The sequence below is a fragment of the Devosia sp. A369 genome, from assembly GCF_054489345.1.
In genome coordinates this window covers 1-14,110 of the sequence record NZ_JBTMWV010000021.1, presented here as the reverse complement: position 1 = coordinate 14,110, position 14,110 = coordinate 1, and the positions used below count along the sequence as shown (strand labels likewise).

General features: G+C 63.6%; 16 protein-coding genes. 5 read left to right on the top strand and 11 right to left on the bottom strand.

The features are described 5' to 3' along the window. The first annotated feature begins 31 nt into the window (after positions 1 to 31). Positions 32 to 937 carry a helix-turn-helix domain-containing protein gene (locus ACX3OZ_RS17855; RefSeq protein WP_459096012.1) on the top strand — a complete coding sequence of 302 codons (906 nt, stop codon included), beginning with the start codon at positions 32 to 34 and terminating at the stop codon, positions 935 to 937. A 194-nt stretch (positions 938 to 1,131) separates the two neighbouring features. Here ACX3OZ_RS17855 and ychF read toward each other — a convergent pair whose 3' ends face one another. Further along, entirely contained in the window at positions 1,132 to 2,229 is a 1,098-nt protein-coding gene (gene ychF / locus ACX3OZ_RS17850) for a redox-regulated ATPase YchF (protein WP_459096013.1), read from the bottom strand. Positions 2,230 to 2,409: 180 nt separating this feature from the next. Here ychF and ACX3OZ_RS17845 point away from each other — a divergent pair, with 180 nt between their 5' ends. Next, the gene (locus ACX3OZ_RS17845; protein WP_459105112.1) at positions 2,410 to 3,675 is read left to right on the top strand and encodes a PQQ-dependent sugar dehydrogenase; all 1,266 of its coding nucleotides are present in this window, start codon (positions 2,410 to 2,412) and stop codon (positions 3,673 to 3,675) included. Between the two features lie 109 nt (positions 3,676 to 3,784). Here ACX3OZ_RS17845 and pth read toward each other — a convergent pair whose 3' ends face one another. The 9 genes from pth to lgt all read right to left on the bottom strand — a co-directional run bounded on the left by pth (position 3,785) and on the right by lgt (position 11,296). Continuing rightward, a complete protein-coding gene (gene pth, locus ACX3OZ_RS17840) occupies positions 3,785 to 4,480 on the bottom strand; it encodes an aminoacyl-tRNA hydrolase (RefSeq protein WP_459105099.1) in 696 nt (231 codons plus the stop codon). Between the two features lie 69 nt (positions 4,481 to 4,549). Further along, the gene (locus ACX3OZ_RS17835; protein ID WP_459096015.1) at positions 4,550 to 5,179 is read right to left on the bottom strand and encodes a 50S ribosomal protein L25/general stress protein Ctc; all 630 of its coding nucleotides are present in this window, start codon (positions 5,177 to 5,179) and stop codon (positions 4,550 to 4,552) included. Positions 5,180 to 5,350: 171 nt separating this feature from the next. Beyond that, complete coding sequence (locus ACX3OZ_RS17830; RefSeq protein ID WP_459096016.1) at positions 5,351 to 6,586, bottom strand: RNA polymerase sigma factor; 1,236 nt, start codon at positions 6,584 to 6,586, stop codon at positions 5,351 to 5,353. After that, the gene (locus ACX3OZ_RS17825) at positions 6,586 to 6,921 is read right to left on the bottom strand and encodes a YciI family protein (RefSeq protein WP_459096017.1); all 336 of its coding nucleotides are present in this window, start codon (positions 6,919 to 6,921) and stop codon (positions 6,586 to 6,588) included. Before ACX3OZ_RS17825 ends, ACX3OZ_RS17830 begins: the two co-directional genes overlap by 1 nt. Positions 6,922 to 7,011: 90 nt before the next feature. Continuing rightward, positions 7,012 to 7,371, bottom strand: a complete 360-nt coding sequence (locus tag ACX3OZ_RS17820) for a YciI family protein (protein ID WP_459096018.1) — start codon at positions 7,369 to 7,371, stop codon at positions 7,012 to 7,014. Positions 7,372 to 7,483: 112 nt separating this feature from the next. Continuing rightward, a complete protein-coding gene (locus tag ACX3OZ_RS17815; protein WP_459096019.1) occupies positions 7,484 to 8,416 on the bottom strand; it encodes a ribose-phosphate pyrophosphokinase in 933 nt (310 codons plus the stop codon). A 176-nt stretch (positions 8,417 to 8,592) separates the two neighbouring features. Beyond that, positions 8,593 to 9,363: a peptidoglycan editing factor PgeF gene (pgeF, locus tag ACX3OZ_RS17810; protein ID WP_459096020.1), complete on the bottom strand. Its 771-nt coding sequence runs from the start codon at positions 9,361 to 9,363 to the stop codon at positions 8,593 to 8,595. Then, a complete protein-coding gene (locus ACX3OZ_RS17805; protein WP_459096021.1) occupies positions 9,360 to 10,439 on the bottom strand; it encodes a class I SAM-dependent methyltransferase in 1,080 nt (359 codons plus the stop codon). Before ACX3OZ_RS17805 ends, pgeF begins: the two co-directional genes overlap by 4 nt. Positions 10,440 to 10,468: 29 nt before the next feature. Further along, positions 10,469 to 11,296 (bottom strand): prolipoprotein diacylglyceryl transferase, encoded by an 828-nt coding sequence (gene lgt, locus ACX3OZ_RS17800; RefSeq protein WP_459096022.1) that lies wholly within the window; start codon positions 11,294 to 11,296, stop codon positions 10,469 to 10,471. A gap of 110 nt (positions 11,297 to 11,406) precedes the next feature. Between lgt and ACX3OZ_RS17795 the strand changes: the two genes are divergently transcribed. The 3 genes from ACX3OZ_RS17795 to proC all read left to right on the top strand — a co-directional run bounded on the left by ACX3OZ_RS17795 (position 11,407) and on the right by proC (position 13,336). Further along, positions 11,407 to 11,661, top strand: coding sequence for an accessory factor UbiK family protein (locus tag ACX3OZ_RS17795; protein ID WP_459096023.1), 255 nt, complete (start codon positions 11,407 to 11,409; stop codon positions 11,659 to 11,661). A gap of 353 nt (positions 11,662 to 12,014) precedes the next feature. Beyond that, positions 12,015 to 12,515: a type III secretion system chaperone family protein gene (locus ACX3OZ_RS17790; protein WP_459096024.1), complete on the top strand. Its 501-nt coding sequence runs from the start codon at positions 12,015 to 12,017 to the stop codon at positions 12,513 to 12,515. After that, complete coding sequence (proC, locus tag ACX3OZ_RS17785; RefSeq protein ID WP_459096025.1) at positions 12,512 to 13,336, top strand: pyrroline-5-carboxylate reductase; 825 nt, start codon at positions 12,512 to 12,514, stop codon at positions 13,334 to 13,336. The genes ACX3OZ_RS17790 and proC overlap by 4 nt, the downstream gene beginning before the upstream one ends. Positions 13,337 to 13,345: 9 nt before the next feature. Here the strand turns inward: proC and ACX3OZ_RS17780 are convergent, their stop codons facing one another. After that, complete coding sequence (locus ACX3OZ_RS17780; protein WP_459096026.1) at positions 13,346 to 13,858, bottom strand: hypothetical protein; 513 nt, start codon at positions 13,856 to 13,858, stop codon at positions 13,346 to 13,348. Positions 13,859 to 14,110: the final 252 nt, after the last annotated feature.

The following is a 14,110-nucleotide window of genomic DNA, read 5'->3' as shown; positions in this document are numbered from 1 at the left end:
TTCTTCCGGTTTTCTAAGAACAGTGCCTGTCATGGTCGAGGCCGTACCCACCCGCCGCGCGCCCCGGCCGACGCCGCGCCCGGATCGTGTTTTCTACGCCTCCGGCAAGGCATTCGGCCGTTTTGGCATTCGCTCCTTCACGCCCCAGCTCATGCCGGCGCCGCATAGCCACGGCCATATCGAGTTCAACTGGCTGAGCCAGGGCAGCATGGATTATGTCTTCGATGGCGGCGCAGTGAGCGTGGGCGCGAGCCGGCTGGTTGCCTTCTGGGCCGGCATTCCACACCAGACCGTGGGTCTCAGCGCGGAGGCCATGAGCGGCCGCCAGCTCAACATCTATCTGCCGATGGATGCGTTCCTCGAAATGCCGCAACTCGGCCGGCTCACCGAAACCCTGATGGGCGGCGGCGTCATCCAGCTCACCGCCGAGTGCATCGGGCTGGAAACCCTCGACCGCTGGCATCAGGATTATCGCAGCGGCCATGCAAGGCGCAGCGACATCGTCCGCGCCGAGATCGGCACCATGTTCCGCCGGGCGGCGATCACCGGCTGGGATACGCTGCTGCCCGCCTGGCTCGAGCGCGCGGCGCCTCGCACCCGCACCGGCTCGCCGGTCCGCTATGTGGTGCGCATGGTGCGCCACATCGTCGAAAATATCACCGACCCGCTCAGCGCCGAGGCCATTGCCGGCGTGGTGGGCCTCCATCCCAATTATGCCACCACGCTGTTCAGCCGGGTGATGCATATCTCGATGCAGCAATTCGTCATCCGCATGCGCCTGATCCGCGCCCGCTCGCTGCTATTCGACGGCAGTCTGTCCATCGCCAATGTCGCTTTCCAGGCCGGCTTTGCCAGCCAGACCCAGTTCTACGAACATTTCCGCAAAGCCTACGGCATGACACCGAGCCAGATGCGCAAGGATAGGATCGAGGGGTGACCGCCACAGACGTCCCTCTCCCCTTGTGGGAGAGGGACAGACCTGACGCGTTCAGCGGAAGGTCAGGGTGAGGGGGCCTGGGTCATCCCATGCTTTGATCATAGGTAGAGCCCCTCATCCGCCCTTCGGGCACCTTCTCCCACGAGGGGAGAAGGGAGGATCGAGTGCTTGGCTCAGCCATTCGGGCGTAGACCTCAAGTATTAAACTTGAACAGCATCACGTCGCCGTCCTTGACGACGTATTCCTTGCCTTCGTCGCGAGCCTTGCCGGCTTCCTTGGCGGCGGTTTCGCCGCCCAGCGCCACGTAATCCTCAAAGCCGATGGTCTGGGCGCGGATGAAGCCGCGCTCGAAATCGGAGTGGATCACACCGGCAGCAGCCGGGGCCTTGTCGCCCTTATGGATGGTCCAGGCGCGGGTTTCCTTGGGGCCGACGGTGAAGTAGGTCTGCAGGCCCAAAAGGTCATAGGCTTCGCGGATCAGCCGGTTGAGGCCGGCTTCGTGCAGGCCCAACGATTCGAGATATTCGGCCTGCTCGGCGTCGGGAAGCTGGGCCAGCTGGCTTTCGATCTCGGCGGAGATGACGACGACGCCAGCGCCATTGGCGTGGGCATAGGCGGCGACGGCTTCGCTCATGGCATTGCCGTTTTCAGCCGCGCCTTCATCGACATTGCAAACGTAAAGCACGGGCTTGGAGGTCAGCAGCTGCAGTTCCTGGAAGGCTTTTTCTTCCTCGGCGGAGCGCTCGACGAAGCGGGCCGACTTGCCCTCGCGCAGCAGCACCAGCGACCGGTCGATCAGCTCGAGCGTGACCTTGGCGTCCTTGTCGTTGCCCTTGGCCTTCTTTTCCACGCCGATGCGGCGCTTCTCGAGGCTTTCGAGATCGGCGAGCATCAGCTCGGTCTCGACCACTTCGGCGTCGGCCAGCGGATCGACCTTGTTGGCGACATGGATGATGTTGCCGTCTTCAAAGCAGCGCAGCACATAGGCGATGGCGTCGCATTCGCGAATATTGGCCAAAAACTGGTTGCCCAGCCCTTCGCCCTTGGACGCGCCCTTCACCAGGCCAGCGATATCGACAAAGCTCATCCGTGCCGGCAGCACGTTGATCGATTTGCCGATCTCGGCCAGCTTTTGCAGGCGTTCATCGGGCACCGGCACGTCGCCCACATTGGGCTCGATGGTGCAGAACGGGAAATTGGCGGCGGCGGCGGCGGCAGTGCGCGTCAGCGCATTGAACAGGGTCGACTTGCCGACATTGGGCAGGCCGACGATGCCCATCTTGAAACCCATGGGGAAGCTCCGAAAATTGTTGGCCCTGACATCGTTCGGATAGGGCGAGAAGTCAATGCACAGCAGGGCATGGGCGTCTTGCCGTGTGCCGCGCGACCGCTTATCAAAGCTGCCATTCAAGAATGCCGGAGGAAGCCTGCTGTGGATATATTGATTTCACTTGTCGTACTCGTCGCTGTCATCGCGGGGGGCCTCTGGTTTTACTATCGCGGCCGTCATATGGGCTCGTTCAAGCCGGCGATGGGGTCCAACCCCAATATTCCCGATGCCAAGCCGCAGGGCGCCATGCCCATGCTGAAAATGCCGACCGCCATGGGCTGGAAGCAGGGCGAAAAGCCGGATGTGGCATCCGGTCTCAAGGTCACCGCCTTTGCCTCGGGGCTCAAGCATCCCCGCTGGGCCTATGTGCTGCCCAATGGCGACGTGCTGGTGGCCGAGTCGGCCTCGCTGCCCGGCACGGTGCGCGGCTTCCGCGATTATGCCATGAACCGCGTCATGCGCCGGGCCGGTGCGACGCGGCCAAGCGCCAATCAGATCACCCTGCTGCGCGACGCCGATGGCGATGGCGTGCCCGAGCTGCGCGAGGTGTTTCTCAGCAATCTCAGCCAGCCCTTCGGCATGGCACTGGTTGGCGACACGCTTTACATCGGCAACACCGATAGCGTGGTGGCGTTTCCCTATGAAACCGGCCAGACCAAGATCACCGCGCCGGGCCGCAAGCTGATGGACATGAAGCCGGGCGGCCACTGGACGCGCAATATCATTGCCAATGCGGATGGCTCCAAGCTCTATGTGGCTGTCGGCTCGTTGAGCAATATCGCCGATGAAGGCATGGAGGCCGAAAAAGGCCGCGCCTGCATTTTCGAACTCGACCTCAGGACCGAAACCCATCGCATCTTTGCCGGTGGCTTGCGCAATCCGGTCGGCATGGCCTGGGAGCCAACCAATGGCTCGCTGTGGACCGTGGTCAATGAGCGCGACGGGCTGGGCGACGAAACTCCGCCGGATTACCTGACCTCGGTCAAGGATGGCGGCTTTTACGGCTGGCCGTTCTGCTATTGGGGGAAGACGGTCGATGATCGTGTGCCGCAGGATCAGGCGCTGGTCGCCAGCGCCCTGACGCCGGACTACGCGCTGGGCGGGCACACAGCTTCGCTCGGCCTGTGCTGGCTGCCCGAAGGTACGCTGGCGGGCATGCCGGCCGGCATGGTCATCGGCCAGCATGGCTCGTGGAACCGCAGCAAGCTCAGCGGCTACAAGGTGATCCTGGTACCCTTCGTTGATGGCAAGCCGCAGGGCGCGCCGCGCGATCTGCTGACCGGGTTCCTGGCCGCCGACGAAAAGACCTCGCATGGCCGCCCGGTGGGCGTTGCCGTCGCCAAGGACGGCGCGCTGCTGGCCGTGGACGATGTGGGTGATGCCGTGTGGCGCGTGACGGCGGCTTAGGAATCTTGGTGTCATCCCGGCCTTGAGCCGGGATCCATCCTGAGATCTCGAGATGGGCCCCGGCTCAAGGCCGGGGTGACATGGAGTGTGGGCGACGCCCCGGGCCCCCTTAGTCCCCGCCCAGCAGCTTCTTCAACATCGCCGCCATCGGCCCACTCTCCGGCAGCTTCGCGGCTGGCTTGGCCGGCCGTGCCTGTCGGATGTGGCTCTGCCCCTTGGGCGCCGGCTGGTCAGCGGCGCTTGGTTGCAGCACCAGCGCCAGCTTGTTCATGTAGCCACTGTCGTCGCCCTTGAGCAGCAGGTCGACATGCTTGGCCATGGCGTCGAGCAGCGGTTCGACCCATGCCTGGTCGGCCTTGGCGAAATCGCCCAGCACGTGGTTGGTGACGAATTCCTTGCCCGGATGGCCGATGCCGATGCGTACGCGTTTGTAACCGACCCCGATCTGCGGATCGATCGAGCGCAGCCCGTTATGGCCACCATTGCCGCCACCGATCTTGACCCGCACCTTACCGGCGGCGAGGTCGAGTTCGTCATAGAGCACGATGATGTCGGCGGGCGCGATTTTATAGAACTGCGCCACCTGCCGCACGCTGTCGCCCGAGCGGTTCATGAAGGTCTGCGGCTTGAGCAGAATCACCTTCTCGCCGCCAATGCTGCCTTCAGCCAGTTGTCCGCCATGCTTGCTGCGGAATTGGGTGATGCCATGGGCGCGGGCGATGGCGTCGAGCGCCATGAAGCCGATATTGTGGCGGTTGCCCGCATATTGGCTGCCCGGATTGCCCAGGCCGACAAGCAGCTTCATGCCAAACTCCAGAAACGCAAGAGGCGACCCGAAGGCCGCCTCGAACTTATAGCAGAACCAAAGCGAGAATTACTCGGCCTTGGGGGCTTCTTCAACGACGGGGGCGTCTTCGCCAGCCGACTTGAGCGCCGACGGTGCCACGATGGTGGCAATGGTCGCGTCGTCTTCATGGCCGCCAACGACCGCACCGGCCGGCAGCGTGATGACCGAGACGTGGACGCTGTCACCGATGTCGACACCGGTCAGATCGACCGTCACCTTCTCGGGGATGTTGTCGGCGCCGACGATCAGGCCGAGCGTGTGGTGCACAATGTTCAGCGTACCGCCGCGCTTGAGGCCGGGGCTAGCTTCTTCATTGATGAACTCCACATGCACCTGAACGGTGAGCTTGGTGTTCTTGCTGACGCGGAGGAAGTCCACATGCAGCGGGAAATCCTTGACCGGATCAAGCTGGTAGTCGCGCGGAATCACGCGGTGCTTGGTGCCATCAACATCGAGCTCGATGATGTGGGACTTGAAGCCGCCAGCATAGATGTGCTTGTGCGCATCCTTGTAGGCGATGGCGATGGTGACGGGGGCTTTCTTGTCACCGTAGATAACAGCAGGAACGAGTCCCTGACGACGCAGCTCACGAGCGGCCCCCTTGCCCACTCCTTCGCGCGCCTGTGCACTGAGCACTTTAGTTGTGGTCGCAGCCATGGAAAAATCCATTCTGGGTTGGTGTATGCGTCACTACAACAGCATACGCGCCCGTCCTCCAGGGGTGACGAGCACTTCATGGCGCGGGCTATAGCGGAAAGCCGGGTCGCGAGCAAGAAACTTGCAAGATTTCTTCAAGACGTTGCTGCCGAATTAATGCGCGAAAAAAGCCTAGCCGTCGCGCAGTGCAGCGCGCTGGGTTATGAGATAATGGCGCACGGCCTCGTCAGTCGAAAGCCCGATGGCGAGCGTCAGCGCTTCAAGCGCGTCCTGCTTGCGGCCGGCGCGGGCCGCCAGATGGCCGCGTGCCGCCCAATAGGGCTGGTAGTTGGCCATGCGCGGGTCATCGGCGATACTATCGAGACTGGCCAAAGCGGCGTCGGGGCCAGCGGTTTCGGTCAGCGCCGCCGCGCGGTTGAGCAGCACTACCGGCGATGGCGTCAGCGCCAGCAGCACATCATATAGCGCTACTACGGCGGCCCAGTTGTCCCGGCCGGTGATCCGTCGCGCCACATGCGCCGACTGGATAGCGGCTTCTACCTGATAGCGCCCGCTGGGGCCGGCTTGATTGGCGTCATGTAGCAATGTTTCGGCCTCCACGAGCTGCGGTTCGTCCCACAACGCCACATCCTGGGCCTCGAGCGGCACATAGTCCCCTTGCGAGTCGCGCCGCGCCGCGCGGCGGGCTTCGGCGTAGAGCATCAGCGCCAATAGCCCCTTGGCCTCAGGCTCCTCGGGTAGCAGCGAGACGATCAGCCGGCCCAGCCAGATGGCTTCGTCGGCCAGCCGCTCGGCATTGCTGTCGCCGATTTCGGTCCAGCCCTTGGCATAGGCGGCATAGATGGCCTCCAGAACCGCATCGAGCCGCCCCGGCAGCTGTTCGCGCTCCGGGATGGCGAAAGCAATTCCGGCCTCCTTGATGCGGGCTTTGGCGCGCACCAGACGCTGGCCCATGGTGGCCGGCGGCAGCAGGAAGGCGGCGGCGATATCACCGGCCGTCAGCCCCAAAATGGTCTGCAGGATCAGCGGCGCCCGCATGCCGCGCTCGATGGCGGGATGGGCGCAGGCGAACATCAGTGCCAGCCGGCGGTCGGGGATGACGTCACGATTTGCGGCCGCGTCGGCCAGTTCCTCGGTCATGAGCTGCAGATGCACCTCCCCCGCCATCCGGGTCTGCCGACGCCGCGCCATGTCGGTCTGGCGCCTTCGCGCGACGGTCAGCAACCACGCATCGGGATTGTCCGGCACGCCATCGGCCGGCCAGGATGTGAGCGCGCTGGCAAAGGCCTCCGCCAGCGCATCTTCGGCTCCCGCCACGTCGCGGGTGCGGGCGGCGAGAAAGGCGACGAGTCGGCCATAGCTGTCACGGGCAGCCCGCTCGGCGGCCTGGCGCGTCGCCGCATCCATCAGGCCATCGGCCGGATTTCGATGGCGCCATATTTGGCACTGGGGCAGCGCGCGGCCCATTCGACGGCGGTATCGAGATCGGGCACGTCGATGAAATAATAGCCGGCGAACTGCTCTTTGGTGTCGGCGAAGGGGCCGTCGAGCACTTCGGTCTTGCCGCCGCCCATGCGCACCACGGTGCCGGCCTTGGCCGGTTGCAAGCGTTCGCCGCTGCTGAAGCCGGCGCCAGCTTTGGTCAGTGCTTCGTTGAAGGCCGCATATTCAGCCCAGAGCTGCTGCTGGGGGGCATTTCCCAGGGCCGCGTCGTCGTGGTGGATGACCATCATGTAGCGCATTGCAGAATTCCTTTTCTGGTCGGGCATCATGCTCCGATATGACCATGTCGGGGCAGGGGCCCGGCTTTCGACTCGACCGATTAAAATTCTTCAGCCCGGCGCGTAACCGGGGTGATAAGGCCGGATTTCGATCTGGCCCCAGCCCGCTGCCGGGCACAGGGCCGCCAACCGGATCGCCTCGTTCATGTCAGGCGCTTCGATGATGAAATAGCCGCCGAATTGCTCACGCGTTTCCGCATAGGGGCCGTCATGCACCTTGAGGTCGCCCTTGGCGTTGGAGATGGTGCGGGCGGCGTCGGTGGTCTGGAGGGCTGCGGTAGCAACAAAAGCACCAGCTTTTTCCAGCGTGGCCTGATAGGCCGCCATCTGGCCCATGAAACCGGCCATCTGTTCGGGCGGGATTGCGGTGCCGGCCTTCTCGTCGGCATAGAGCATCAGCAGATATTTCATGGCGCATCTCCTCTGGCGGGCAGCATAGCCCTTCAAGGCAATGTCGCGCGAGAGGCGGCGATTTCGACTGGCATCACAAAAAAAGCACCGGCAGACGCCGGCGGTGGGAACCCTAGTCGAACAGGCTCGACACGCTCTGTTCGCTGGCGGTGCGGGCGATGGCTTCGCCGATCAGCGGGGCGATGGACATGCGGCGAATATTGCCGGCGGCGCGCTGGGCGTCGGTGATCTCGATGGAATCGGTGATCACCAGTTCCTTGAGCTTGCTGGCGGCGATGCGCTCGGAGGCGCCCTCGGACAGCACGCCATGGGTGATATAGGCCGACACGGCCTTGGCACCGGCCTTGAGCAGGGCTTCGGCGGCGTTGACCAGCGTGCCGCCACTATCGACGATGTCGTCGATCAGGATGCAGGTCTGGCCCGAGACGTCGCCGATGATGTTCATCACCTCGGACACGCCGGCGCGCGGGCGGCGCTTGTCGACGATGGCGAGGTTGGCGCCGATGCGGCCGGCCACGTTGCGGGCACGCACCACGCCGCCGACGTCGGGCGAAACGATCATGACGTTCTTGACGTCATAATTGTCCTGAATGTCGCGCACCATCACCGGGGCAGCGGTGAGGTTATCGGTGGGGATATCGAAAAAGCCCTGGATCTGGCTGGCATGCAGGTCGAGCGTCAGCACGCGATTGGCGCCGGCCTCGGTGATCAGATTGGACACCAGCTTGGCTGAGATCGGCGTACGCGGGGCCGATTTGCGGTCCTGACGGGCATAGCCGAAATAGGGCACCACGGCGGTGATGCGGCGGGCTGACGAACGGCGCAGCGCGTCGGTCAGGATCAGCAGTTCCATCAGATTGTCATTGGCGGGAAAGCTGGTCGATTGCAGGATGAACACATCCTCGCCGCGCACATTCTCATGCACTTCGACATAGACTTCCTTGTCGGCGAAGCGCTTGACCGTACAATCGGTGAGGGGAAGTTCGAGATAGCTGGCAACAGCCTCGGCGAGAGCACGATTGGAGTTGCCGGTCACCAGCTTCATGAGTGCGATCCTGTCTCAACCGATCCCCGGCCTTCGGGAATCCTCCAGTTTCGCGGGCAGCTTTAGCGAGTCGTTCCCCCCGGTGCAACGCGACAAATGGCTGATGGACGAAAATGGGTAAACGGCGAGCGAAAGCCCATTCCCGAGCTACGGAAGCATCGGCTCCGTCGTGGCGATCACCCCAGCCCGATAATTGCGATCTGCCGGCCGGTCTTGCCGCCCTGATGGGTGGCGTGACGATGCGAGAAGTAGCGGTCCGGGTGGCCATAGGTGCAGCCGCCGACGCGTTCGAGGGTTTCGACCCCCGCCACGCGCAGTTCGGCTTCGACAAAGCCGGGCAGGTCGAAATGCGCCCGTCCACCATTATGCGTCGAAAAATGCCGCCAGCCATCGGGCCGCAGCTTGACGAAGTCGTCCATGAATTGCGGGCCGACTTCGTAATTTTCGCCACTGATGGTCGGGCCGATGGCGGCGACGATGTTGGCCGTTCTGGCGCCCAGCGCCACCATGGCGGCGACGGTATTGCCGACGATGCCATCGACGGCGCCACGCCATCCGGCATGCGCCGCGCCGACCACGCCGGCGGCCCGATCTGCCAGCAGAATCGGCGTGCAGTCGGCGGTGAGAATGCCCAGCGCCAGCAATGGCTGCCTGGTCACCATGGCGTCGGCTTCGATGGGCTCGTCGCCTATCGGGTGGGCGGTGAGGCAATGCACGAGGTTGGAATGGGTCTGCTTGAGCAGGAATAGCTGGTTGCGGCGAAAGCCCAGCCCTTCGGCAGCGCCGGTGCGGTTGATGTCGACGAGACGCGGGGTGTCGCCGATGGCAATCGACATGTTGTTCTCGGCGAATTCACCCAGCGAGCTGCCGCCGCGCCGCCCGAAAAAGCCGTGCCGCACTGTAGGCAGGTCGCCCAGCAGGGCGCTCTGTTCGTAATGCACACTCATGCGGCAAATCCCGGTGGGGCCAGCCCGGGGCTGGCGGCGCAGAATACTTTGAACAGCTTGCCCATCTGATCGGGCGCAATCAGCCGCGTCTTGGCCGCGCCGATATCGGCGGCCAGCTTGGGATTGGCGGCGCTCAGCGCGGCGGCGCGTTCGACAATGCCCAGCCGGGTCAGCCATTCGCCCTGCGTGGCCAAAGGCTGCACCGCCAACCCAGCCTGCGCCGCCAGCGTGCCAAGGGCCTCGAAATCGACATGGACCGACAAATCGGTTTCGCCCGGCGCTTCCAGCACGTCGGCATATTTGTGCTGGCGCACGCCCTGCAGCGTCTCGCCGGTCTGGGTGCGGCCATAGCCATAATCGACGGCAAGAATGGCGCCGCCCTGCGTTGAGACGGTGCTGGCCAGCCGCTTCATCACCTCGCCATTGGCGAGGCCAACCTCGAAGACGCTGTTGATCTCGGCGTCGGCCACCGCTGCGGGCATGGCCGATACGGGGATTGGTGTCGGGCTCAGCCCAAAGCTGCGCTTGCCCTCGGTCAGCCCCACCATGCGCTCGTGCCAGCCATCATCCATGCGGACAAACTGTCGGATCGGCAGAGCGTCGAAAAACTCGTTGGCGATCACCAGCAGCGGGCCATCGCCGACTTTTTCAAAGGCGTTGATCCATTGCGGGGCATAGGGTTCCAGCCGCGCATTCTGCTCGGCGATCAGCGCCGGATTGGTCTCGAACAGGCGCAGGTCGAGCCCGTCGCGAAACCCTTCGGCCCGGCAGGCGACGCGCAAGATGTCGGCCATCAGCGTGCCGCGCCCGGGTCCCAGCTCCAGCAGCGTAAACGCCTTTGGGCTGCCCATCTGCTGCCACAGGCTGACGCAGTAAAACCCGATCAACTCGCCGAACATCTGGCTGATTTCAGGCGCGGTGACGAAATCGCCGCGCGCCCCCAGCGGGTCGGCTGTCTTGTAATAGCCCTTGGACGGGTGGGTCAGGCACAGCCCCATATAGCTGGCAATCGACATCGGTCCGCTGGTGCGGATCTGCATATCGATCAGCTCGGGCAGGGTGGGGGAGTCAGTCATGTTTGTTTGTCCATCCACGCTGTGACGGGTCAGGCCCGCAGCGCATTTTGCTTCCGCGTTCCGGCCCACACCACCAGCCCAAGTCCCGCCAGCACCAGCGGAATGGAGAGCACCATGCCCATGGTCAGCCAGCCGCCATAGAGATAGCCGAGCTGGGCGTCGGGCAGGCGCACGAATTCGACCACGATGCGCGACAGGCCATAGCCGATGCCGAAAATCCCGGCGACCATGCCGGGCCGGCGCAGTGCGTAGAACACATGGGTGAATATTCGAATGACGAGGAACAGCAGCAGCCCTTCGAGCGCCGCTTCATAGAGCTGGCTGGGGTGGCGCGGCAATTGCTCGGGATCGGTGGGAAAGATCACCGCCCAGGGCAGATTGGTCGGCGCGCCATAGAGCTCCCCATTGATGAAATTGGCGATGCGCACCAGGAAAATGCCGATGGTCGATACCGAGGCGATCAGGTCGAGCCCGCTCAGCCAATTGCCGTTGCCCTTGCGCCAAGTGAACAGGATCACCGCCAGCATCAGCCCCAGCATGCCGCCGTGATAGCTCATGCCGCCATCCAGCGTATTGATGATCTCGGCGGGGTTGGCGGCGTAATAGGGCAGGTTGTAAAACAGCACATAGCCGATGCGCCCACCCAGCACGATGGCCAGCATGGTCCAGAAGGCGAAGTCCCAGATGTCCTCGGCCTTGAAGGGCGGTTCGCCCTTGTGCCAGAGCCGCTTATTGGCCAGCAGCAGATAGCCGTAGCCGGCGCCGAGGCCGACCCCGAACAGATAGCCCAGCGCATACCAGCGGACGGCGAAAGGTCCGATGGCAAAGGCGATCGGATCGATGTTGGGGAAAGGCAAATGCGGCTCCTGCGGCAATCGGGCGGACAATTGCCGCTTCGCTGTCTCTGGTCAAGTCGGGGGGCATCGCCTAAATATGGCTGTGAGAGGCCGAACCGATTGGGAATGCGATGAGCCAGAATAGCAGGATCTTCGATGATCTGGGCCGAATGATGAATGAAGCCGCCGGCGTTGCCGATGGGGTGCGCCGCGAGGTCGAAACCGTGGTCAAGTCCCAGGCCCAGCGCTTCGTCGCCGATATGGATCTGGTCAAGCGCGAGGATTTCGACGCTTTGCGCGAGCTGGTGCAAGTACAGGGCGAAGAAATCGACGCGCTGCGCAAGGAACTGGCCGGTCTGAAGGGCAAGGCGCCCAAGGCCAACTAAAGCTCTGCTGCAGCAGCCTTGCGGTGATGGCACGGGCCGACGGTTTGCGTCGGCCGCTGCCTTTGCATTGCTGGCAGCTTTTCGCGTTGAATCTGGCCCGGTCAACGGGTTGCAGGCCGCGATAGGTCTATTCTGATACAGATAGGCTGTGAACGTGAAGTCGGCGTTAATCGTCTGTTAACTCTGGGCCGCGCATCGTCATCCACAAGAGATTGCCGTCCATGGCCTGCGTTGCGTCCCCTGAATCAGGATCGCGGTGTAGGGTCATTTCATCAGGACGATTCGTAAGCTCATCGTGCGTGCGGCCAGTTCCCTGAGTACCCAAATCAGCCGGTTAACGGACGGAACCGTCGATGTCACTTCTGCAAGTTGAGCCCGATCGCAATGTCCATCCCGTGGACATTATCGAGCATATTGCCTCGATCAATGACTGGAATTTCGAGCGGCAGGATGCCGACGAAATCTCAATTTCGGTCCGGGGCGGCTGGTCGGATTACCACGTCTCGTTCAACTGGATGGAAGATCTCGAAAGCCTGCACATCGCCTGCGCTTTCGATCTCAAGGTGCCCGAAGGTCGGCGCAACGAGATCAAGCAGTTGATTTCGCTCATCAATGAGCAGCTGTGGATTGGTCACTTCGATATCTGGAACAAGGAAGGCGTGGTGCTGTTCCGCAATTCGCACCTGCTGACCGGTGGCGCCGATGTGTCGCCCCAGCAATGCGAGGCGCTGCTGCGCTCGGCCACCGATAGCTGCGATCTGTATTATCAGGCGTTCCAGTTTGTCGTCTGGGCCGGCAAGACCGCCGCCGACGCGCTGAGCCATGTCATGTTTGAAACGGTCGGCGAGGCATGAGCCCCGCCTTGCGCAATATCGGTCCGGTCATGCTGGTGGGTGCCGGCAAGATGGGGCTGGCGCTGGCGCGCGGCTGGCTCGATGCCGGCCTGCCACCAAGCAATCTCCTGCTGGTTGATCCCAATCCGGGCGCGCCGGCGCTGGAGCTGGCCGAAGACTATGGCCTGACCATCAGCGCCGATGCGGTGGGCCTGCAGCCCTATGTGCTGGTGCTGGCGGTCAAGCCGCAGATTATCGACACGGTCCTGGCCACGCTGGCCCCGGTCATCGGCCCGCAAACCCTGGCTATTTCCATTGCAGCCGGCATCGACATTGCCCGATTGTCGCGTGGCCTCGATATGGGCCGCGTGGTCCGCACCATGCCCAATACGCCAGCACAAATCGGCAAGGGCATCACTGGCGCCGTTGCCGGCCCCGAGGTCACCGCCGAAGGCCGCGCAGTGGCCGAAGCGCTGCTGCAGGCTGCCGGTCCGGTGGTCTGGTTCGAGGACGAAGCCCAGCTTGATGCGGTCACGGCGGTTTCGGGGTCCGGCCCGGCCTATGTGTTCCATCTGGTCGAGGCACTGGCCGAAGCCGGCAGGCGCCAAGGCCTGTCAGACGCGGTTGCCGAGCAATTGGCGCGCCAGACCGTCATCGGTTCCGCCGCTTTGCTCGAAGCCGATACTGCCCCACCCGCCGTGCTGCGGCAGAACGTGACCTCGCCCAATGGCACCACCGCCGCCGGCCTTGCCGTGCTGATGGGCGAAAACGGCCTGACCGAGCTGATCCACCGCACCGTCGACGCCGCCCGCAAGCGCAGCGAAGAACTCGGGCGCGGTTAGCACGCGGCGCTAACGTCGCCGGGGCTTGCGGCGGTCTTGCAGATCAACCAGATGCTCGCGGATCGCCATGATCCAGTTCAGCAGATCGGGATCGTCGGTCTGGCGCAGCGCCGGCTCGATACCGTCCAGCGCCAGATGGGCGAAGAGAATATCGCTTTCATTGCCGGTGGCCTGGTAGCGGGCCAGATGCACCAGGCCCAGATTGGCGCGGGTGGCCACCCAGTCCTGGGGCGCATTGGCCAATCGGCGATGCTGTAGCGCGGCCAGCAGCAGGTCGCGGGCCTGTTCGAGCTGGCCGAGTGCCGCCGCCGACTCGAGATGCTGCTGGGCCAGCAGGCAGAGCGCGGCCGCCAGATTGGTCTGGACTTCGCCGCGCAGCATTGGAGTCAGATCGGTTTGCAGCAAATCGGCATAGATGTGCGTCGCGGAATCGACGTCGTGGCCCTCGATTAGCGTTTTGGCGCGGATGAGCGCGCCTTGGGCGCGTCGATCTGCTAGCTGCGATTTGATGATCGCATTCAAAAGCCGTGCCTTTGGTTCGCCAGCCCACTGCGAGGGCGCTACCCATTGTTAGGCCCCTCTGACGTCCGTCACAAGCTGGGCGGCCGGTGAAAAGCAAAGGGCGCGTCCCTCCCTGGACGCGCCCTCGGTAGAGAGCTGGCTCGGTTTGTCTGAACAGCTATTGGGGCATCTCTAGGTGGATTTCGGCCCTGGTTATGCCGCTGCCGGGATTGGCATCAGCGCATTGAAGTAGGCGAAGTCGGGCGTCTTTCG